23 protein-coding genes are annotated in these 20,713 nt (G+C 64.4%); 15 read left to right on the top strand and 8 right to left on the bottom strand.

The features are described from left to right. The first annotated feature begins 8 nt into the window (after window positions 1-8). The gene (locus AB4Z38_RS03080) at window positions 9-665 is read left to right on the top strand and encodes a GntR family transcriptional regulator (protein ID WP_441428347.1); all 657 of its coding nucleotides are present in this window, start codon (window positions 9-11) and stop codon (window positions 663-665) included. 56 nt (window positions 666-721) lie between these two features. On the opposite strand, the gene AB4Z38_RS03075 is transcribed toward AB4Z38_RS03080, so the two are convergent. Continuing rightward, a complete protein-coding gene (locus AB4Z38_RS03075; RefSeq protein WP_441428346.1) occupies window positions 722-2,110 on the bottom strand; it encodes an MFS transporter in 1,389 nt (462 codons plus the stop codon). A 147-nt stretch (window positions 2,111-2,257) separates the two neighbouring features. On the opposite strand from AB4Z38_RS03075, the gene AB4Z38_RS03070 reads away from it, so the two are divergent. The 11 genes from AB4Z38_RS03070 to AB4Z38_RS03020 all read left to right on the top strand — a co-directional run bounded on the left by AB4Z38_RS03070 (window position 2,258) and on the right by AB4Z38_RS03020 (window position 13,513). Next, a complete protein-coding gene (locus tag AB4Z38_RS03070) occupies window positions 2,258-2,944 on the top strand; it encodes a DUF2848 domain-containing protein (protein ID WP_441428345.1) in 687 nt (228 codons plus the stop codon). 144 nt (window positions 2,945-3,088) lie between these two features. Then, window positions 3,089-3,979, top strand: coding sequence for a hypothetical protein (locus AB4Z38_RS03065; RefSeq protein ID WP_441428344.1), 891 nt, complete (start codon window positions 3,089-3,091; stop codon window positions 3,977-3,979). A 132-nt stretch (window positions 3,980-4,111) separates the two neighbouring features. Beyond that, window positions 4,112-5,149, top strand: coding sequence for a GTP 3',8-cyclase MoaA (gene moaA / locus AB4Z38_RS03060; RefSeq protein ID WP_441428343.1), 1,038 nt, complete (start codon window positions 4,112-4,114; stop codon window positions 5,147-5,149). Between the two features lie 43 nt (window positions 5,150-5,192). Continuing rightward, window positions 5,193-6,089 carry an AAA family ATPase gene (locus AB4Z38_RS03055; RefSeq protein ID WP_441428342.1) on the top strand — a complete coding sequence of 299 codons (897 nt, stop codon included), beginning with the start codon at window positions 5,193-5,195 and terminating at the stop codon, window positions 6,087-6,089. Between the two features lie 4 nt (window positions 6,090-6,093). Beyond that, window positions 6,094-7,227 (top strand): vWA domain-containing protein, encoded by a 1,134-nt coding sequence (locus AB4Z38_RS03050; protein ID WP_441428341.1) that lies wholly within the window; start codon window positions 6,094-6,096, stop codon window positions 7,225-7,227. Further along, window positions 7,220-8,386, top strand: coding sequence for an XdhC family protein (locus AB4Z38_RS03045; protein WP_441428340.1), 1,167 nt, complete (start codon window positions 7,220-7,222; stop codon window positions 8,384-8,386). The genes AB4Z38_RS03050 and AB4Z38_RS03045 overlap by 8 nt, the downstream gene beginning before the upstream one ends. A 91-nt stretch (window positions 8,387-8,477) precedes the next feature. Further along, window positions 8,478-9,008 (top strand): (2Fe-2S)-binding protein, encoded by a 531-nt coding sequence (locus tag AB4Z38_RS03040; RefSeq protein WP_441428339.1) that lies wholly within the window; start codon window positions 8,478-8,480, stop codon window positions 9,006-9,008. Beyond that, a complete protein-coding gene (locus AB4Z38_RS03035; protein ID WP_441428338.1) occupies window positions 9,005-11,374 on the top strand; it encodes a xanthine dehydrogenase family protein molybdopterin-binding subunit in 2,370 nt (789 codons plus the stop codon). Before AB4Z38_RS03040 ends, AB4Z38_RS03035 begins: the two co-directional genes overlap by 4 nt. Continuing rightward, a complete protein-coding gene (locus tag AB4Z38_RS03030; RefSeq protein WP_441428337.1) occupies window positions 11,371-12,225 on the top strand; it encodes an FAD binding domain-containing protein in 855 nt (284 codons plus the stop codon). The genes AB4Z38_RS03035 and AB4Z38_RS03030 overlap by 4 nt, the downstream gene beginning before the upstream one ends. 23 nt (window positions 12,226-12,248) lie before the next feature. Further along, complete coding sequence (locus tag AB4Z38_RS03025; protein ID WP_441428336.1) at window positions 12,249-13,037, top strand: SRPBCC family protein; 789 nt, start codon at window positions 12,249-12,251, stop codon at window positions 13,035-13,037. Window positions 13,038-13,234: 197 nt separating this feature from the next. Further along, window positions 13,235-13,513: a hypothetical protein gene (locus AB4Z38_RS03020; protein ID WP_441428335.1), complete on the top strand. Its 279-nt coding sequence runs from the start codon at window positions 13,235-13,237 to the stop codon at window positions 13,511-13,513. Here the strand turns inward: AB4Z38_RS03020 and AB4Z38_RS03015 are convergent. The 3 genes from AB4Z38_RS03015 to AB4Z38_RS03005 all read right to left on the bottom strand — a co-directional run bounded on the left by AB4Z38_RS03015 (window position 13,486) and on the right by AB4Z38_RS03005 (window position 15,101). Then, window positions 13,486-13,959 (bottom strand): MarR family winged helix-turn-helix transcriptional regulator, encoded by a 474-nt coding sequence (locus tag AB4Z38_RS03015; RefSeq protein ID WP_441428334.1) that lies wholly within the window; start codon window positions 13,957-13,959, stop codon window positions 13,486-13,488. The two genes, AB4Z38_RS03020 and AB4Z38_RS03015, sit on opposite strands and share 28 nt — an antisense overlap. 81 nt (window positions 13,960-14,040) lie before the next feature. Further along, window positions 14,041-14,772 (bottom strand): hypothetical protein, encoded by a 732-nt coding sequence (locus AB4Z38_RS03010; protein WP_441428333.1) that lies wholly within the window; start codon window positions 14,770-14,772, stop codon window positions 14,041-14,043. Continuing rightward, window positions 14,769-15,101, bottom strand: coding sequence for a metalloregulator ArsR/SmtB family transcription factor (locus AB4Z38_RS03005; protein WP_441428332.1), 333 nt, complete (start codon window positions 15,099-15,101; stop codon window positions 14,769-14,771). Before AB4Z38_RS03005 ends, AB4Z38_RS03010 begins: the two co-directional genes overlap by 4 nt. A gap of 66 nt (window positions 15,102-15,167) precedes the next feature. On the opposite strand from AB4Z38_RS03005, the gene AB4Z38_RS03000 reads away from it, so the two are divergent. Beyond that, window positions 15,168-16,085 carry an NAD-dependent epimerase/dehydratase family protein gene (locus AB4Z38_RS03000; RefSeq protein WP_441428331.1) on the top strand — a complete coding sequence of 306 codons (918 nt, stop codon included), beginning with the start codon at window positions 15,168-15,170 and terminating at the stop codon, window positions 16,083-16,085. Window positions 16,086-16,344: 259 nt separating this feature from the next. Here the strand turns inward: AB4Z38_RS03000 and AB4Z38_RS02995 are convergent, their stop codons facing one another. After that, entirely contained in the window at window positions 16,345-16,761 is a 417-nt protein-coding gene (locus AB4Z38_RS02995; protein WP_441428330.1) for a DUF4259 domain-containing protein, read from the bottom strand. A 200-nt stretch (window positions 16,762-16,961) separates the two neighbouring features. Here AB4Z38_RS02995 and AB4Z38_RS02990 point away from each other — a divergent pair, with 200 nt between their 5' ends. Beyond that, on the top strand, window positions 16,962-17,603 hold the full coding sequence (locus tag AB4Z38_RS02990; protein WP_441428329.1) for a dihydrofolate reductase family protein: 642 nt from the start codon (window positions 16,962-16,964) through the stop codon (window positions 17,601-17,603). 27 nt (window positions 17,604-17,630) lie between these two features. On the opposite strand, the gene AB4Z38_RS02985 is transcribed toward AB4Z38_RS02990, so the two are convergent. From AB4Z38_RS02985 to AB4Z38_RS02975, 3 genes are all read right to left on the bottom strand, one after another. Further along, window positions 17,631-17,936, bottom strand: a complete 306-nt coding sequence (locus AB4Z38_RS02985) for a hypothetical protein (protein WP_441428328.1) — start codon at window positions 17,934-17,936, stop codon at window positions 17,631-17,633. A 93-nt stretch (window positions 17,937-18,029) separates the two neighbouring features. Further along, window positions 18,030-18,683: a DUF1254 domain-containing protein gene (locus tag AB4Z38_RS02980; RefSeq protein ID WP_441428327.1), complete on the bottom strand. Its 654-nt coding sequence runs from the start codon at window positions 18,681-18,683 to the stop codon at window positions 18,030-18,032. A gap of 1 nt (window position 18,684) precedes the next feature. Then, window positions 18,685-19,287, bottom strand: coding sequence for a DUF1214 domain-containing protein (locus AB4Z38_RS02975; protein ID WP_441428326.1), 603 nt, complete (start codon window positions 19,285-19,287; stop codon window positions 18,685-18,687). 24 nt (window positions 19,288-19,311) lie between these two features. Between AB4Z38_RS02975 and AB4Z38_RS02970 the strand changes: the two genes are divergently transcribed. Next, a complete protein-coding gene (locus AB4Z38_RS02970; RefSeq protein WP_441428325.1) occupies window positions 19,312-20,025 on the top strand; it encodes a SatD family protein in 714 nt (237 codons plus the stop codon). Window positions 20,026-20,713 lie beyond the last annotated feature (688 nt).

Genomic DNA, 20,713 nt, shown 5'->3' with positions numbered 1-20,713 from the left:
CATGATGTATGCGAAAAAGTTCGGGGACTGCGGCGTCCGGCCGCGAGAAGGCGTACGCGTACCTGCGTGAAAATATCCTGATCGACCCCGAAGTCCAGGGGAAGTTCCTGAATGAGCAGGAACTGGCCGCGGAAATCGGCGTATCGCGTACGCCGGTGCGTGAGGCACTCTTGCTTCTCGTCTCGGACGGCTTGGTGGAACTGATTCCCCAGCGCGGAGCTTACGTTCCTCCGGTGACTGGCCGGGAGATGTCCGAATTGATGGAGCTGCGCGGGATCCTTGAAAGCCACGCCGCCCGGCTGGTCATCGAGCAAGGCCGGGTCCCCGCCAAGACGATGCAGGAAACCCTTGACCAGCAGGCAAAGCTCCCCGAGGAACTGAGCCCGGAAGCGGCCCGTGAGTTTATCCGCCTGGACACCCTGTTTCACCAGCAGCTCATCGACGCAGCGGGCAACGAGCTCATTTCCCGGACGTACAGCAAGCTCCACGTCCGCCAGATTCTGGTGGGCGTCTCCGCACTGTTCCGTACCGGAGGCCGGCGCGAGCAGGTGTGCGCTGAACACCAGGACATTCTCGACGCCCTGATGTCCGGCGACGCGGCGAAGGCCCAGAAAGCCATTGACCATCACCTTGCGGTGACCCGGGACATCCTGCTCCGCACCTGAGGGAGCTTCTGTCCGCCCAGCGCAGCTTGTCGGGATTTTCGAAGGCATACTGAGCGTCAGCGGGTTTCTGCGACGGTGGACTGTCGGCTTGCCGCAGATCCTTCCAGCAGCAGGCGGTAGTCCTCGTCCTCCACAGTGTTGGAGTCCCGGCCGAGCGCCAATCCCACTACAGTGACGACGGCGGCCACGGCCACGTAGATGGCAACCGGAATCCAGGTGCCGAACTGGGACAGCAAGAGCGTGAACATCAAGGGTGCAATGGCGCCCCCGATCACGCCGGCGAAGGTGTAGGCCAGCGAACTTCCGGTGGACCGCAGTCTCGGGGAGAACTGTTCCACGATGAAGGCGGCCTGCGGTCCGTACATGAAGGAGTGCGCCATGAGGCCAAGGACAATTCCCGCGATCAGCAGCGGCTCACTATGCCCGCCCAGGATGCCGAAGAAGACGAAAGTCCAAACGGCTCCTACCACTGCCGCGATCCCGTAGACGAGGCGTCGGTTGAAGCGGTCGGAGACGGCCCCTGCCAGCGGGATCATGAACAGCTGGAACGCCGAGCCGATCAACACGGCAGTGAGGACCTGGCTGCGGTCATAGCCGAGGGCCTGGATTCCGTAGCTCAAGGTGAAGACAGTGAACAGGGCATAAAGCACGTCCGGGCCAACCCTGCACAGGGTGGCAGCGACGAGCGGCCGGAGTTCCTTGCTGAAGACTTCGCGGACCGGGGCGTTGGGCTGCTCACCGTGGGCCTCGATGGCCTTGAAAATCGGCGTATCTTCAAGCTTCAGCCGGATCCAAAGGCCGAACCCCACCAGCACGGCCGAGACAAGGAAGGCGATGCGCCAGCCGAAGCTGATGAACTGCGCTTCGCTGAGGGTGACGGTCAGGACGGCCAAGATGCCGTTGGCCAGGAGGTTGCCGGCCGGCGGCCCGACTTGGGCCGCGGAAGCCCAGAAGCCGCGCCGATGGGGATCGCCGTACTCGCTGGAGAGCAGCACTGCGCCGCCCCATTCGCCACCGACGCCCACGCCTTGGGCGAAGCGCAGCAATACCAGGATGATCGGGGCCGAGATGCCTATGCTGCCATAACCAGGCAGCACCCCGATCAGCACCGTTGCGACGCCGATGATCATCAGCGTTGACACCAGGACCTTCTTGCGGCCGATGCGGTCACCGAGCCGGCCGAAAATGATGCCGCCCACAGGGCGGGAGACATAGCCCACCGCGTAGGTGGAGAACGCCAGGATGGTCCCGGTCAGGGGATCCGATGACGGGAAGAAGACGATGGGGAATACGACGGCGGCCGCGGCGGAGTAGACGGCAAAGTCGTACCACTCAAGCGCGGTGCCGGTGAGGCTTGCGGCAAAGGCCTTGTACAGGCCCTTCGGATGCATCGGCTTTCCTGGACGGGGCGCTGCGCCGGAAGCCGGAACTGGAACGTTGGCCATGGGTTTCCTCCACGAGAAGTTTACGGTGACGCCTGCCACACTGGCGTTAAATGTATACATTACGCATACTGGATGTACATTGGCGACTGTTTCCGGTTTCCGATCTGAAAAATTTCTCCAGCAGGACTCGCAAAGGATGGACAGAAAATGACGACTCTGAGCTTTGAACTTCCCGACGGCACCACGAGGAACGTCCAGGTCAAGCACCTCCTGAACGCCGGCTACGCAGGGCGCGAGCAGGAAGAAGTGCAGGCCCACATCGCTGAACTGGCCGAACTTGGCGTTCCCGGCCCCGCAACCACGCCGGCGCTGTACCCGGTGTCGCCGTACCTGGCCCAGCAGGTCCCGGAAGTCCGTGTCCAGCACGGCAGGACCTCGGGCGAAGCGGAATGGGCGCTGGTGATCACTGACGAGGACGTCCTCCTGACAGTGGCGTGCGACCATACGGATCGCGAACTTGAGGTCCATGGCGTGGCTTGGAGCAAGAACGCGAGCCCGGATGTGCTGGGTCGCAAAGCCTGGCGCCTGGATGATGTTCGCGACCATTTGGACAAAATCACGCTCAAGGGCTGGGTGGGCGAGGGCGAAACTCCGGACACGCTGATCCAGGACAGTACGCTGGAGGCGCTCCTCAGCCCGGACTACTGGCTGGCGGTCCTGGCGGAACGCGGCCTGAACCAGCCGGGCACCGTCCTCATTTCGGGCACCGTGGCAATGAAGCAGGGGGTCGACCAGTTTGCCCGCAGCTGGAAGGTGGAAATGACCGACCCGGTGACCGGTACGTCGGTGGACGCCCAATATGTCGTGGAGAAGATGGCAGAGCCCATCGGCTGAGTCCGGCCCTGGTTGTCTCAGCAGCGACGCCGGGCGCCGAAAGCGGCGGCACCGGCGTTTCTGTTCGCCATTCGAGACGGATTGTTCGCAAACTTTTGTCTAGTGTGGTGATTGAGGATGCGGCCATTGGGGGGAGATGCAGCAATGACAGACGCGGTGATACGCCGGGATGTGGACACGGGGAACTGGTGGGACCACCGGCCGGTCTTCTCCGCCACGGACAAGGGAACCCGGATCACCGGGCTGGCTCCTGGGCAGCCTCTAGGACGCGTCACCACACGGCTCGTGGTATCGGCCGTGTTGTGCTTCGCGGCGTGGGGCGCGCTGACTTGGCTCGGCTCCTCCTTGTTATGCCTCGCGACCTCCACGACGTCCTCAAGATGCGCGGTTGACGTCGGCGATGAATGGCCGACCATCGCCGGCTTTGTCGTGGCCGGCTACCTGACCCTCCATATCACGGTCGACTTGTCCGAGCACGCGCGAGAACGGCTCGGACAGCGCCGGGCGGCGTCGTTGTTCCGGTCGGCCCCACTCCTTGCCGGCATGGCCGTCGGCTGCGGCATCGCGGCTGCTGTCGCCATCGCTTCCGATCCTCCCGAGGTGATCCGTCAAACGATTGATTGCATGGTGGGCACTGAATCGATCGCAATTTCTGCCGTGGTGGCTTCGTGTGCCGCAGGCTGGGGCCTCACCGTGGTGGCCCGCCTCCCGGGAGCGCTCCGCCACGCGCATGAGAGGCAGTCAACCATCGAGCGGCTCCGGCTAGAAGGGCGCCGCTACGCCGGGCGGCTCCATCTCGGCGAGATCTCCTTCTGGCTCGGGGACAACCCCGAGCTTAATGTCACGGTGACGTACGGCTCTACGGCGGGCCAACACGAAGTCAGGGCCCGGATGAGAACCTCACCCGACCGCGTTCCCGCGGATGGCAGCAGAGTGCTCGTATTTACCGACCTCAACGGCACCATACACATCGAGCTTGACGCCGCCGCCGGCACCGTCTTCGAGCCCGAGCAGCGGTACACAGCGGCCGAGTGAGCTCTGGAAGGCCCCCGGGACGCCAACAACTCCACCGTCGTTCGACCCCCTCCATTGTGGGCGCTCGGGACCGGGCATACGCTGGGAGAGGCACAAGCGGTTGGCACTACTACCGCGTTGAGAGGGCGCTGCATGGACTCCAATTCCATCACCGACACCTTCCACCGGCCCCTTCGGGACCTGCGGATTTCCGTCACGGACCGATGCAATTTCCGTTGCGTCTACTGCATGCCCAAGGAGATCTTCGGGCGGGATTTCGTTTTCATGCCCCGGGACCAGCTGCTGACGTTTGAGGAAATCACCAGGCTGGCGTCGATCGCGGTGGGGCACGGGGTGCGGAAGATCCGGCTGACCGGCGGGGAACCCCTGCTGCGGAAGGACATCGAGGAACTGGTCCGGATGCTGGCCCGGTTGCGCACTCCCGACGGGCTGGCACCGGACCTGGCCATGACCACGAACGGCTCGGTCCTGGCCCAGAAGGCGGAAGCCCTCAAGGATGCCGGGCTGAACCGGGTGACGGTCTCGCTGGACTCCCTGCGGGAGGAGACCTTCCAGGCCATGAACGACGTCGGCTATCCCGTAGCGAAGGTCCTTCACGCCGCGGACGTTGCCCAGGCCGCCGGACTGGGGCCGGTGAAGATCAACATGGTGGTCAAGCGCGGGACGAACGACCAGGACATTCTTCCCATGGCGAGCCACTTCAAGGGGTCCGGCTTCATTCTGCGGTTCATCGAGTACATGGACGTGGGTGCGTCCAACGGCTGGAAAATGGATGAAGTGGTGCCCTCCGCCGAGATCCTGGCCCGCATCGGCGCGGTTTTCCCGCTGGAGCCGGTGACGCCGAACTATCCCGGCGAGACCTCGGATCGCTGGCGCTACGCGGACGGCAGCGGCGAAATCGGGGTCATTTCCAGCGTGACCCAAGCCTTTTGCCGCGGATGCACCCGGGCCAGGCTCTCCGCCGACGGGAAGCTGTTCACGTGCCTCTTCGCCACGGCCGGAACGGACCTGAGGGCACTTCTGAGGGGCGGCGCGTCCGACGTCGAGCTTTCGACGGCGTTGTCCGCCCTGTGGGGCGGCCGCACGGACCGCTACTCGGAACTGCGTAGTTCACACACACCTAAGGACGCCGCGGCTCACAAGATCGAGATGTCGTACATCGGCGGGTAGCCCAAGCAGACCGCAGCCGGGCCAGTGACCCTATGCTGGTGCCATGACGCAGACGTCGATCAGCTCCGCCACAGCGCTGGCCGAAATGCTGGCCGCCACCGGCTACCTCGCCGATGAGGGCCTTGCCACCATCGGCTACCTCGCCCTGAGCATGGAACGGCCACTGCTTCTGGAGGGCGAACCGGGCACCGGCAAGACCTCCCTCGCCGAGGCCCTGGCGGAAGGGTTCGGGCTACCACTGATCCGTTTGCAGTGTTATGAGGGAATCGACGCCTCGCAGGCGTTGTATGACTGGGACTTCACTGCCCAAATCCTGCACCTGCGCAGCGTGGAGGCCAGCGGCGGCGCGGGAATGGGCGCGGGATTGAGCGTGGCCGAGCTGGAAAGCTCGCTCTACGACAAACGGTTCCTGCTGGCCCGCCCCATCCTCAAGGCGCTCCAACAGAGCCCGGCCGTGCTGCTGATCGACGAAATCGACCGGGCCGACGACGAGTTCGAGGCGTTCCTGCTGGAAGTGCTCTCCACCTACCAGGTCTCCATCCCGGAGTTCGGCACGGTCAAGGCCGACACCCCGCCGATCGTCGTGCTCACCTCCAACCGGACCCGCGACCTGCACGATGCCCTCAAACGCCGGTGCCTCTACCACTGGATCGACCACCCCGGTCTGGCACGCGAAGTGGAAATTGTGCGCACCCGGCTCCCCCAGGTGCCCGCGCTCCTGGCCGAGCAGGTGGTGCGCGCGGTCCAGCAGATCCGGGTCACCGACGACGTGCTCAAGCCTCCCGGCGTGGCCGAAACCCTGGACTGGGCGCGTGCTTTGCACCAGCTCGGCCGGGCGGAGCTTGATTTGGCCTCGGCCGCGGCCAGCATCGGCGCCCTGTGCAAGTACCGCGAAGACACCGAGCGGGTCTCGGCGGCCCTGGCCCGGATGCTCGGCTGAGCCCATGCCACCGGCAGGACAGAGCCCCGAGGCAGGACAGAGCACAGGCCACAGCGCCGAAGAGATCCTGTTGGCCTTTGCTGCCGCCGTGCGTGCGGCCGGCGTTAAAGTGACCGCGGACCGCTCGCTCAGCTTCGTCGACGCCGTTGGCAGGCTCGCCCCAGACCGCCGCTCGGACGTGTTCTGGGCCGGCCGCGCCACCCTGTGCGCGTCGCCCGAGGATCTGCCCGCCTACCAGCGGACGTTTGAGGCCTGGTTCACCGTGGAACATTCCGCCGCCCAACGCCTGCAGACCTCCGCGACGTCCGTCAGCGCCGCCGCTTTGGACAACGACGACGGCGGCACGGAAGCTGGGCGGGAACAGTTGCGGGCACTCGCCAGCCGCCGGGAGTTGCTGCGGCACCGCGATATAGCCATTCTGGACGACGTGGAACGGGCCTTGCTGCACCGGATGTTCGAGGAGCTGCCGGTGCGCTTGCCCACCCGGCAGACCCGGCGCAAGCACCTCGACCGGCACGGCGACGTCGACCGCGTACGGACCCTGCGCGATCAACTGCGCCGCGGCGGCGAACCGGGACCGCTGCGCCGCGCCCGGGCTCCGCGCAAAACCCGCCGGATGGTCTGGTTGATCGACGTTTCGGGCTCGATGGCGCCGTACGCGGACAGCCTGCTCCGCCTGGCCCACCGGGTAGTGGAAGCCGCTCCGCGCCAGGTGGAGGTCTTCACGCTGGGTACCCGGCTGACCCGTGTGACGGGCGCACTTCGGGTTCCGGACCCGGACAATGCCCTGGCCCTCGCCGGCCGCACGGTCCCCGACTGGTCCGGGGGAACCCGGCTTGGCGAGGTGCTGCGAGCGTTCAACGACCGCTGGGGCCAGCGCGTGATGGTGCGCGGCGCCGTCGTCGTGATTGCAAGCGACGGCTGGGAGCGGGGCGACCCGGCACTGCTGGGACGCCAGGCCGAACGGCTGCACCATCTGGCGAGGCGGATCATTTGGTCCAACCCGCACCGGGGCAAAGCCGGGTACGAGCCCCTGCAACGGGGAATCAGGGCGGTGCTGCCGCACGTTGACTTCTTTATAGGGGGGCACTCAATGCAGAGTTTCGAGGAGTTGTTGGACGTGGTTGCCAATGCGTGAGGTCTTGGACGATCTGGTCGCCGCCATAGCGGCAGGCCACACAGTAGGACTCGGCACGGTGGTGCGCACCTTCCGCTCCGCACCGCGCCCGGCCGGGGCCGCCATGATGGTCGACGCCGACGGCAGCGCTGTCGGCTCGGTGTCCGGCGGGTGCGTCGAAGGAGCGCTCTACGAACTGGCCACCAAGGTGGTCGAGTCCGGCCGGCCGGTTCTAAAGCGCTACGGCATCAGTGACGACGCCGCGTTCGAGGTCGGCCTGACCTGCGGCGGGATCCTGGACATTTTTGTGGAGCCGGTTTCCACCGAGATCTTCCCGGAATTGCCACAGGTGGCGGACGACGTCGGTGCCGGCCGGCCGGTTGCCATCGTCACCGTGATCGAACACCCCGATCCGGCCTGGCTGGGCCGCCACCTGGTGGTCCGCCCTGATGGGTTTGTCGGCTCCCTGGGCAGCGAGCGTGCCGATCATGCGGTATCCGACGACGTCCAGGGCCTGCTGGCCGCGGGCCGCAACGCCACGCTCATGTACGGACCGGACGGACAGCGGCGCGGGGAGGGCATGCGCGTTTTCGCCCTCAGTTTCGCCCCGCAGCCGCGGATGCTGGTGTTCGGCGCGATCGACTTTGCCGCCGCCGTCGCCAAACAAGGCAGCTTCCTTGGCTACCGGGTCACGGTCTGCGACGCACGCGCGGTTTTCGCAACGGCTGCCCGGTTCCCGCAGGCGGACGAGGTGGTGGTGGAATGGCCGCACCGTTACCTGCAGGCGCAGATCAGCGCCGGCCAAGTGGATGAGCGCACCGTGATCTGCGTGCTGACGCATGATCCGAAATTCGACGTGCCGCTGCTGGAATTGGCGCTGCGCCACAACGTGGCCTATGTGGGGGCGATGGGATCCCGGCGCACACACCACGACCGGTTGGAACGGCTACGTGAAGCGGGCCTGACCGAGGCCGAATTGGCCAGGCTCTCCAGCCCGATCGGCCTGGACCTGGGGTCCCGCACGCCCGAGGAAACAGCCGTCTCCATCGCCGCCGAAATCATTGCCTTGCACTGGGGTGGCGGCGGCGGAAGATTGAGCACCATGGAGGCCCGGATCCACCACGAACCCACCGTCGAAGCGGACCACGAGGATGCGGGGTACGAACTCAAGCCGGGCTAAGGCGCTCGCCCCCTCCGAGGAGTAACCTGTGTCACATCAGGACTGGATGCCGGGCAGTCGTGCTCGTCTTCCAACGCGACAGGAGATCCCAATGGCGAGTTCCAAGACGATCACCGTCGACGTCGATGATGTGAGCTACACGGACAATGTCGAGCCACGATTGCTGCTGGTCCAATACCTGCGCGAACGGCTTGGCAAGACCGGCACATTGATCGGCTGCGACACTACCAACTGCGGCGCCTGCACCGTCCATCTGGACGGAGTCAGCGTCAAATCCTGCACCATGTTCGCGGTTCAGGCAGACGGCCACAACGTCACCACCATCGAAGGCCTGGCCCGGGACGGCAAGCTCGCCCCGCTGCAGCAAGCCTTCCACCAATGCCATGCGCTCCAATGCGGCTTTTGTACGCCCGGCATGATCATGCAATCGGCCTCCCTTCTCGCCGAAAACCCGCACCCCACCGAGCAGGAAATCCGGGACGGCCTGGAAGGAAACCTTTGCCGATGCACCGGATACCAGAACATTGTTGCCGCGGTGCAGGCCGCTGCTGACGGCACGGTTTCAGCTGACAGCACGGTGTCCGCGGACAGCGATGAAACGGAAACGGCAGGTGTGGCATGACCATCACCGAAGTCGGCAGGGCCCGCCTCCGCAAGGAAGATGCCCACCTCATCACAGGACGCTCCAGGTACACGGACAACATCACGTTGCCCGGCATGCTCCATTTGGCCATGGTCCGCAGTCCGTTCGCCCACGCGAAGATCACGTCGATCGACGCCTCCGCCGCGAAGTCGTCACCCGGCGTCGTCGCCGTGCTTACCGGAGCGGATGTGGCCGCGCAGCAGGGAAGCCTGCCCAACGCCTGGCCGATAACGCCCGAACAAAAGGCACCAGCCCACCCGGCGATCGCCGTCGACGCCGTGGCTTTTGCCGGCGAAGTCGTTGCGTGCATCATTGCCCGCAGCGCCGCAGCGGCCCGCGACGCCGTCGAACTGGTCGATGTCGGCTATGAGGAGTTGCCCGTCGTCCTGGACCTGGAAGAGGCGTTGAAGGATGAGGTGCTTGCCCACCCGGACCTGGGAACCAACAAATCGGCAACCTGGATCTTTGACTCGGGCGAGGCCGGCACAGGCAAAACGATCAGCGAGGCGCTCGAGGGCGCGGAAGTCCTCATTGAGCGTACGTTCTACCAGCAGCGGCTGATCCCGGCCTTCATGGAGCCTCGGTCGACGGTAGTGGACCCCACGGGTGAGCAGATCACGGTGTGGTCGGCCACCCAGATACCGCATATTCTGCGGCTCATGCTGGCGCTGACCCTGAGCATTCCGGAAAGCAAAGTCCGCGTGATCGCCCCCGACGTGGGCGGCGGCTTCGGCGGAAAGCTGCAGGTGACGCCCGAGGAAGCCATCACCGTGCTTGCGGCCCGGCACACCGGCAAACCGTGCAAGTACACCGAGACCCGCAGTGAATCCCTCATGGCGGCCCACCACGGCCGCGCCCAAGTGCAGAAGGTGAAGCTCTCGGCCACCAAGGAAGGGATCGTCACAGGGCTGGACGTGCATCTGCTGGCGGACATGGGCGCCTACCTGGGCCTGGTCACTTCCGGGGTCCCGATCCTAGGCGCGTTCATGTACAACTCGATCTACAAGTTCCCCGCTTACAGGTTCGAATGCACCAACCTCTTCACCAACAAGGCGTGGACCGATGCCTACCGTGGCGCAGGCCGACCCGAAGCAACCTTTGCGATCGAGCGCTTAATGGACGAACTCGCCGTCGAACTCGGCATGGATCCTCTGGAGGTGCGGAAGAAGAACTGGATCACACACGAGGAATTCCCCTTCACCACCGTCGCTGGATTGGAATACGACAGTGGCAACTACGAGGCCGCCACCGCGAAGGCTGTGGAGCTCTTTGGCTACGACGAGCTTCGCGCCGAGCAAGCGCGGCGCCGCGAAGCCAACGATCCCGTCCAGCTCGGCATCGGCATCTCCACGTTCACCGAAATGTGCGGCCTGGCTCCGTCCCGGGTGCTTGGCGCGCTCAGTTACGCCGCCGGCGGCTGGGAGCACGCCCAAGTGCGGGTGCTGCCGACCGGCAATATCGAGGTGGTCACGGGATCTTCTGCCCATGGCCAGGGCCACGAAACCGCGTGGAGCCAGCTCGTGGCGGACAGGTTGGGAGTGCCGTTCGAAAATGTCGAGGTACTTCATGGGGACACCCAGACCTCCCAGCGCGGCCTGGACACCTACGGCTCCCGGTCACTGACTGTCGGCGGAATGGCTGTGTTGGCCGCCGCGGACAAGGTGATCGAGAAGGCCAAGGTTGTGGCAGCGCACATGATGGAAGCCAACGAAGAGGACATCGAGTTCACCGACGGCAAGTTCAGCGTCAAGGGCACCGATCAGTCCACGGCGTTCGGTGCAATCGCCTTCGCCGTCTTCTCCGCGCACAACATGCCGGACGGGTTCGAGCCGAATCTGGACTCGGACGCCACTTTCGACCCGCAGAACTTCTCCTTCCCGCACGGCACTCACCTGGCCGCCATGGAAGTGGACACCGAGACCGGGCAGGTCACCATCCGCAAGTACGTTTGCGTGGACGACGTCGGGGTGGTGGTCAATCCGCTGATCGTGGAAGGCCAGGTCCACGGCGGCCTGGCGCAGGGAATCGCGCAGGCCCTCTATGAGGAGGCCGTGCACGACGACGCCGGAACCCTGGTCACGGGCTCGTTTGTGGACTACCTGGTGCCCAGTGCGCCGGATCTCCCGCACTTCACGACGGCGCGTACCGAGACCCCTTCGACCACCAACCAGTTGGGGGCCAAGGGAGTCGGCGAGGCGGGAACCATCGCCTCGACGCCCGCCATTGTCAACGGCGTGCTGGATGCGGTGCGGCACCTTGGAGTGAAGGACATCAAGATGCCCTGTTCGCCGTCGCGTGTGTGGGCCGCCCTTGAAGAAGCCAAGACCACCGGAGGTGTGCAATGATTCCGAGCGCATTCGATTATGCCGCACCGGCTACGGTGGCGGAGGCGTTGGGCGTGTTGGCTGACGCCGGCGACGACGTGAAGCTGCTGGCAGGGGGTCAAAGCCTGATCCCCGTGATGAAGCTGCGTCTGGCCGACCCCGCAATGGTGGTCGACCTCGGCCGGATCGGCGAGCTCACTGGAGTGCAGGATGACGGCGATGCACTGCTGATCGGAGCCATGACGACGCACCACCAGATAGCCACCGACCCGCTTATTGCCGAGCACGTGCCGTTGCTGGCCATGGCCGCGGCGACGGTCGCGGATCCGCAGGTGCGCCACCGCGGTACGTTCGGCGGCGCCTTGGTGCACGCCGACCCGGCGGGCGACATGCCCGCACCGGTGCTGGCCGCGGACGCGACGTTCATCCTGGCAGGTCCGGACGGGGAACGCCGGGTGGCAGCGGCGGACTTCTTCCAGGGGTACTTCACCACAGCCGTCGACGACGGCGAGATCCTCACCCATATTCGGGTGCCGAAGTACACCGGGTGGGGCGCGCACTATGAGAAATTCACCCGGGTGGCCCAGCAATGGTCCATCGTCGCCGTGGCCGCGATGGTCCGGGTGGAAGGCGGCACCATCGCCGAGGCGAGGATCGGCCTGACCAACATGGCCAGCACGCCCTTGCGGGCGACCGCCGTCGAACAGGCACTCGCCGGGGCCCCGCTGACCCGGGAGGCGATCGCCACGGCGAGCGTACACGCAGCCGAAGGGACCGATCCCGCCAGCGACCTCAATGGGGACGCGGCCTACCGCCGCCACCTGGCCGAGGTCCTGACCAAGCGGGCCGTCATCGCGGCCGCCGGGCTCTAGCGGAATCCGGGCGGGAGGGAGACGTGGAACTCAAACATCACTTCGTCGTTCCCAGTTCGCTGGAGGACACCTGGCATTCCTTCAACCAACTGGAAGACATCGCGCCCTGTTTCCCCGGGGCGACCCTCACGTCCGTGAGCGGCGAGCAGTTCACCGGAACGGTCAAGGTCAAGCTCGGACCGATCGCCATGATCTACACCGGCACCGGTGAATTCCTCGAGCGCAACCAGGAGACGCATACGGTGGTCATTTCGGCCGCGGGCAAGGATAAACGCGGCAACGGCACGGCCGGCGCCACCGTGACTGCAGTGCTCACGCCCGAAGGCGACGGCACCTCCGTGGACGTGACCACCGACATGAACGTCACCGGCAAACCGGCCCAGTTCGGCCGGGGCGTCATCCAGGACATCTCAGACAAGTTGCTGGAGCAGTTTGTCCAGTGCGTGATTGGTAAGGCGGGCGGCGGGGCTCCGAGCGATATCGAGCCCGACGCCGGAGACTCGGCTGCGTCTGCAGAGTCCGGGGCGGCCGATGTGGCGGCGCCTGGGGAGCCGCCCGCCGGGCCTGCCGGCGGGCCCGCTACCGCGGGGCCTGCAGCACCGGTGACCGAGCCGCCGGCGGCGCCTGTGTCTGCGGCAGCGGCTGCACCTGCGCCTGTGTCCGCGCCGTCCGCACCGTCCGCGTCGTCGTCGGAATTGGATCTGGGCTCGGCGGTGTGGCCGGTGCTGGTGCGCCGTTTCGGCCCTGTGCTTTGCGCCGCCGCTGTCCTGGCCGTGGTGGTTTGGCTTGTCCGGCGACGCACGAGGGACTGAACGCGCCATTTAGGCTGTGTTGGTGCGGGCTTCGGGCGGCGCGGCGCGCTTGCCGCGCGACTCGGCGTGTCGATATCATCAGGGTGGGTTATGCAGCGGCCCTAGGAACTCTTTCCATGGAGTGACCCCATGACCCGCCGGACCCCCCTCTCTTCCAAGTCTTCTTGCATGGCTGCCCTCACGCTTGGAGCTGCGCTGTGAACGCACTACTCACCGCATGCTTGGAAGGCGAACTAGACCCGGTCCAGGGGCTTGCGAAGTTGTCCGTTGCGGAGCTCAACTTTTTGGCCGACGCCCTCTTCAGGCTGCTCGACGTCGGGAAGCCTGGGTTCGGGGTCAAGTCCTGGTACGACGCGGTCCTGGATGAGTTGGCTGCCCGCGGTGAGCGGTCCGGGCGCGGTGAGGGTCCTACGCCCGGCGGGCGGTCCGCCGTCGAGGTCTCCTCGGACTATTCTTCGCGTCCCGCGGAGGCATAAGGGGCGCCGGCGTCGTCTCCCCTTGGTGCTTGTCGGTCTGCCAGCTCGCGTACGACTGTTTTCAATTCCTGCCTGAACATCGACGTATCGATCGACACCTGGGCAAGAACCTGTTGTTCCGATTCGACCGCCCGCTCAAGTGCTTCCGTGCCGGCGTCGGTCAGCGAAACAACGTGCACCCGGCGGTCCTCGGAACTTCGACGGCGGCTTACGTGGCCGTGGGCCTCGAGCCTGCTGAGGGTCTGCCCCATGGTCTGGGCCTGCACGCGCACGATCTGGGCCAGCGTGGTCTGGGTGATGGGGCCGGTGGCTGAAAGAACTTCCAGCGCGATGACGCCGGCGTGGGTGAGGCCGATTGCCCTGAGATTCTCGTCCCAAGCGTGTTCCACCAGCCGGGCTGCTGTAGACAGCAACCGTCCGGTGGGCCAACGCTCGATATCCGGCATATGTCTCATTGTAGCCGTGCGGGGATTTTGTGGAGGTTGAGGGGTTAACCAGTCGTGCGGGGGTCACCCGGGAATCGCTATTCAGGCGGAGATGCGTCGCAGAACGGGGTCTGCGATTGCGCGAGACGGTGCGCAGAGGGTTTGTCCGAGCTGCCTGAAGGCGTCATCCCGGTTCGCGAAGTACCCGTAGTCGGCCCGGATGAACCGTGAAAGGTCATACGCATCTTCCTCTGCCCGGCCGTCCCAGTCAACGGCGCAACGCCCGGCAGCCTCGAACAGAGTTTCCGAGCCGCTGTTTGTGAATGATCCACCTCCGCGGCATCCGATCGTGCCGAAGAGCTCGGACGCAGGCCGCCACTCTTCAATGTTGAATTCCGGCCATGCGAGCAGTATCCGGTCCGGAAGGGCAAGGCCGATGTGTGGGAAACGCGGGTACCAGAAGGACCGATCGATGAGTAGGGCGCGCACTCTTGTTGCAACTCCGATGCCTCGCGCGGCGCTTTCGAGAATTGCGAGGCGTTGGCTGCATGAGCCGAAGCCGCGCGCGAGGGTGCGGGAGGTGGGCGTGCTCTCTTCCAGCGCGTACACGGCGCGCACCTCATCGCGGATGATCGAGTGGGCTGCTTGAAGCACAGCCACCTGCTCAGTGGACTGCGCGAGGTTCTGTGATCGGGAAACCAGTTGCGCGATCCCCGGTGTTTCATGGTCGAGAATCGGCGTTGCGGCCACGGAACCTTGCAGTTCCGAGCCACCTCCAGCTCGAGCCGGGTTGCGCCTGTACCACGGAGTGATGAGCGCGGAGATGGCCGTCAAGCCTGCGCCTCCGTTACGCGGCCGGTGCTGCGCTTCCGGACCTCGCGTAGCACGATCTGTTCGGGGCAGACGGTCGAGAGGAAGTCACCGACCGACAGGGCAAGCCGTTCACCCACGAGCGAGTACAGGATGCGATTGGAGTCGCGCCGCTCGGTGACCAGGCCCGCATGGCGCAGGACGCTCAGGTGCCGGGAGATGGTCGGCCCGGTGGCATGGAACCGCGCTGCAATCTCACCGGCGGCAAGCTCGCCGTCCTTGAGGTCCTGCAAGATCTGCCGCCTCGTTGGGTGCGCTAGAGCGGCGAAGATGTCTGACGCTGCGTCTGTCATGTTTGCAATATAGCACAATTGCTATATACAGTTTAGCTTCATTGCTAATAAGCGAAGGAGGACATCATGCGTGTTGCCATCACTGGCGGTACCGGGTTCGTCGGGCGTCACCTCGCCGAGCGGTTGGATCCCGCGGACACGGTCATCGTGTCTCGTCGGACGGGCGTGCCCATCGATGACGTGGACGCATTGACGGCGGCGTTCGCAGGCTGCGACGTCGTCGCACATTGCGCGGGGATCAATCGCGAGATCGGTGATCAGACCTTCGCGCACGTGCACGTCGACGGCACCCGCGCCGTCGTCGAGGCTGCCCGCAGAGCAGGCGTGCAGCGGATCGTCATGCTGAGCTTCCTTCGGGCCCGACCCGACTGTGGTTCGGCTTACCACGAGACGAAGTGGGCCGCCGAGGAGCTCGTGCGGCAGTCCGGGATCCACCACACGATCCTCAAGGCGGGGATGATTTACGGCTCGGGCGATCACATGGTGGATCATGCGACTCGTGCCGTGCGCACGTGGCCGGTTTTCGCGACTGTGGGGTGCCGTGATCGGACGGTCCGGCCCGTGCCGGTCGAGGAAGCGGTCAATGTGTTGCTCGCAGCTCTCGAGGGACGCGTTCCCAACCCGACCGTCGCCGTCGTAGGAGCCGAGGAACTTAAGTTCGGCACAGCCATTCGCCGAATCGCCCGCGTCGCCGGGCGGCGGCCTATCTATGTACGCGCCCCGCTCTGGGCCATCTGGGCACTCGCGCAGCTAACGGAGTGGACAATGGTGGTGCCGCTCGTAGCGAAAGCACAAGCGCGGATGCTCGCCGAAGGGGTTAGCGAGCCCGCGCCGTTCGCACCCGAACTCCCCGAAGGAATCCGCCCGACTCTCATGTTTGACGACGAGCGCATCCGGGCCGCGCTGCCCGACGGGCGATTTGACCTCAGCGACCTCCGAATCACGAAATGGTGGGCCGGGCAGCGTCGCCGTAATGGCTTCTAAATTGTCGGAACGCGTCATTCGGACGAACGTCATTTTAGGTTGGCGGCTCCGTAGGCTAGCCGGGCCTGGTAGTCGTAGATCACAACGCTGCCGATAGCGGGCGTATTGCCCTCGACCGTTCTGGGCACGCTGTTCGGTGAGGCAATGGTTGCGGCTGAACCTGATGTTCTCGGCTGGGGCGGCTCTCTAGCTGAATCTGTATAGGTACAGCCGGCTAGATCAATAACAGTGATCAGAATGAGCGCACCAGAATGCCTATTCATGACAAGCGTGAGCGCCAGCGGGCGATTTCGGCTGTGAACTCGCCGGTTTGTCCCGATTCCGCCCACAGTTGAGCCAGTTCATTTCCTTCGGCGTTTTTCATACGGTCAAGCACGGCCGCGGCTTTCGTGTTCAGATTTCGAGGCAGGGGCTCGGTCGTTCGTGGCCAGGGCTCCGGGGCATAGGCGGCGTCGTCCCCTAGCAGCCCCGGCTCATTCCACGCGACAACGAGTGCAGCAGCAGCCAGCCCGGTCGCGCCGTCCGGGGCCTCCAGGTCGGGCATCGAGTTGAGCACGACGTCCAGTGCGTTTTCGATGATCGGCGCAACCTTCGCTACGGTGTTGGCGTCATCGAATTCGAACGAGAAATCCGCTGCGTCGTCGTTGCCAAAGACGGATGTATCCCATGCGCCCATAAAGCAATGCCCCCCTGCGTCGATCTTTTCGGCAGACAATGAGCGGCTTAGCTGCGATTCTTGCATGCACGCGAGTGAAGGCAAAGGTGGATCGCGCTCTCAGAAACGATGAATTCTTCCGTGAATTCCTCCGTGATGATGATCTCGGCACCAGTATGGTGATTGCATAACGCAACCACTGATCAGAGGGGACCTTCACCATGGCTGTTCGAGTTGACCTGAATATCTCGCTGGATGGTTTCGCCACGACGACCGACGCGACTCCGGAGAATCCCTTTGGCTCGGATTGGGGCCGCCTGGTTGAGGCATATACGTCCACCCGCACGTTCCGTGAGCGGGTCTTGCATGACACGAGTGGAGAAGGAACGTCCGGCGTCGACGACAGATACGCAGCGGCTTACTTCGAGGGGATCGGAGCCGAGATTATGGGTGCCGGCATGTTCGGGTTCCATAACTTCCCCGATGACCCCGATTGGAAGGGCTGGTGGGGCGACGAGCCTCCTTTCCGCGTCCCGGTGTTCGTCCTCACTCACACGCCCCGCCCTGTCATCTCGATGGCCGGCGGTACGACCTTCAACTTCGTAAGTGCCAGCCCCGAAGAAGTACTTGGACGAGCACTCAGTGTGGCGGGTGAAAAGGACGTACGTATCGGAGGGGGCCCAACCGTTGTGCGCGACTACCTCAGGGCCGGACTTGTCGATCGGCTACACGTCGCGATCACACCCATCCTGCTCGGTAGTGGAATACGGCTTTGGGACGATCTCCGGGGGCTGGAAAGCGAATACACCGTCGCGTCAGAGACGGCCGAAAGCGGCATTATCCACGTCACCTTTCGCCGATAACCCTCACACGGGATCGGCGGGCTGCATCTACTCGCGTTTGAGCGTGAGTGCCAGGCTGGGAACGATGAAGGACAAGAGAAAGATCGGTAGGGGGCTCTTCCCGCCGCACCGGAATCTGGCGATCTCGCCCTCGGCGACGTCGAAAGACTTGGTCCTGCTCGAATTTCGGCCATTTCGGACTTGCAGGGTGTGATGTCCAGGTTCGACCGCTATGTCGATCGTCTCGTTCAGTTCGACAGTCCCGGCATGTTTCCCATCGACGATGGCCTCGTACGGGCCGCGACGGACTTCCACCCCGATGGTCCTGTGCGTCAGCTTGAGCGTTGCAGACATTCTGATCTCCCCCTGTGTCCTGAAAGGGCCTTTCGGCAAGTCATCGGCCGCGAGCCGTTCGCCGTCGTACATCTGGGCCGGTCACGTCGACCGCTACTGCTTCAGCGGCGCGAGCTGCATTTGCTTCGCGAGCGCGTAAGCGGTCGGAAGGTCGCTGTCGCTTTCAACGAAGACGCGGCCAATGACGAGCGCGGAGTGGGTCGGCGAGGAAATCTGCGTCATGCCGTTCGGTACCGTTCCGTTCCAGCCAGGCCCGCTGAGAACATAGTCGCCGGCTTTGGTTCCCGTCGTGCGTTTGCCGACGTAGGCAAAATTTGTGCTTTTCGACGGGTCGGTGAACTGCACGCTGAAGTAACGCCCGGCCATGTCTGGTACGTGAAGGACTTGGGGCCCTTTGCTTAAGTCGAGCCAGCCGCCGACGTAGAGCAAATCGTCGGCTCCGGTTGCCATAAGGCTCCCGCGCGACGTCGACGGGGACGAGGTGCCGGGCACGGCGTACAGCGTGTTGACGGGGATGGGGCCGTCACCGAACCCATGCTTGAGGATCGCCCTCTTGTACCCATTGACCGTGAGTCGCGGCCAGAGGTAGATGAAAGCGGGCGCGCCGAGCCCCCATACGATGACTGCCGCGATGACGAGTGGAATGATCCCGTCCCCGCTCGCGATCCGCCGGTAGATGACCCAAGCGAAGACCGCCAGAATGACGGCCGTAAGGGGACGTCCGTACTTCAAGATGAGGCGGTTCATCTCACTGCCCCCTGACAATGCGCGGCAATTGGTACGTGCCGTCGAGAATCGCCGCGCCAGGCAGATACACGCGGAACATCAGCTTGAACTTCCCGGAAGGAATTGGCAACCAATTCTGCTCGTGCCCGCCCGGAGCCTGATGCTGGAGATAGATATCGACTGAACCGTCGGCGTTCTGCGCGAGAGGCGAACGGTCACCGACGCTGTGGCGATTAGTGGGATTGTCCACCATGTACCCGACGGTATCGGTCGGAGTGAGCGACCAGAAGGCGTCATTCGGCGGGAGTTTCCCGGCAGGAAAATGCAGGACATATCCATGCCCGCCGCTCAGCGTTTGCCCTGAGCCATCCACGGTGGCCGTCCAGTACGCGGCCTCCTCAAACACATTCACGACGGGCAGGGCTTTGGCGCAGGCGGCCCGGACGAGGACTCCGTTGCCGGGCTGGCCGCATTTGCGGATGGCACTCCAACCGTTGACAGTCGTCGTGACCGCCCTGCCCACGGCATTCATCACGAGGATCGCCGTCAAGAACGCCAGCACGGCACCGAGAATTACTCCTTGCACCACACCGGACTGTGAGAACCACGCGAGGGCATTTGCCATAAACGCAAAGTACCACTGCGCTAAGTGGTTGAGTGCTGTTGCGCGTCGACCCGGCGAGCGGGGACGCGGCGAGGAGTCCTTGAACAGGATCAAGAGGAGTGCACGACGTCCCGACTCAGGAACGCCTCGAAATCTCGAGAGCTCAAGGACCGTGTTGGCGCGCAGCGTTCCATCCGGGAAGCTTTCGAGTGGGCATACGATGGGCGCCCCATGCGCCGTTCGCTCTGGCCTACTGTGGGAGACGAGTTCCAAGCCATATTCTTCTCCCTTGGCGACGCACTTCTGACGACCTCGTTGGTACGCCTCGCGCTTCCCGAAGGCGTGGACTGCAGATTCGGCCTCGGGCGCGGCGAGACGGTCGACGTCGATGAGTGGGCTCCCGGCACTATTCAGGACGGGTCGGCTTGGTGGAACGCGCGAGAGGCAATCGAGGAAACACATCGCCGCGAGCATGGCACCGAGCCTTACCTACGCTCCTGGTTCGTATCGAATAAGGAAGGCGAATCGGGGACAGCGGCGCTCGTCAAGGGTTTCCTGCTGCTCCGGGACGCATCGATCAGTTCGATGCGCCCACGTGATCGCCGACTGACTGCGGGCACTCTTCTCGGATACTCGCAAACAGAACTTGCCCGTCAGGAGGGGGTTACCCAATCCGCGGTGTCGCAAAGTCTTCGACGTTCGGGGGGAGCTGCGCTCTTGGCGGCGCATCAGGAACTGCGGAAAGGTCAATTGCGATGATCGGGCCCACCCTCCTCCTCATGGTTGGCCCGGTGGATCTCCAGGGCGGTGTTCGCCTCGGTCGTTCTCTCATAGCCCGGTTGTTGTTCCTGGCGGACATATCGGTGCTAGTGATGACTGGGTTCGGCGTGTGCGCGGCAGCTGTTCTCGCATGCGCGACGCTTGCCTTTGGCTGGACGCTGGCCATGTCTCCCTCAAAACCGCCAACACCCTCGGGAGAAGGCCATGACGGGTCTGTCTCGGGACCGCACCAATAGCCAATCAGAATCAGCTTCCCGGACTGAACCATCTCCACTCCCCACCATCGAAGATCTTCAAAAACAGATAACTGCCAACCGCCCTGCAATTAAGTGCGCTAACGCCCCCGCGTAGGACGACGCCGGTACCACCCGGCAAAGCCCCACAGCGCGACGATCAAACATACGGCAGCGACAATCCCCCGCCACCATACAAAAGGCTGCCACAGCCCGAATATCAGGGCCCAGACAAGGAGAACGCCACTCACGTCGACTCGCGGTGCTCGGATCTTCACGGAGGCTCTCCTTCTTTCTTCTGTCTTTGTCCTGGAGCGAGAGCACCAAAGACCAACTCAATGAAGAATACTTTCCCAGCAGCCCGACGTCGGACCCCCGCGCCCCCGTCGCCACGCCCCGGTCGCCGAAGGCGCCGCTAGTCAAGCCCTTCGTTG

Source organism: Arthrobacter sp. 2RAF6, from assembly GCF_052115205.1.
GTDB lineage: Bacteria > Actinomycetota > Actinomycetes > Actinomycetales > Micrococcaceae > Arthrobacter.
The sequence above is the reverse complement of the archived record's forward strand: the minus strand, read 5'-3'. Positions and strand labels throughout refer to the sequence as shown.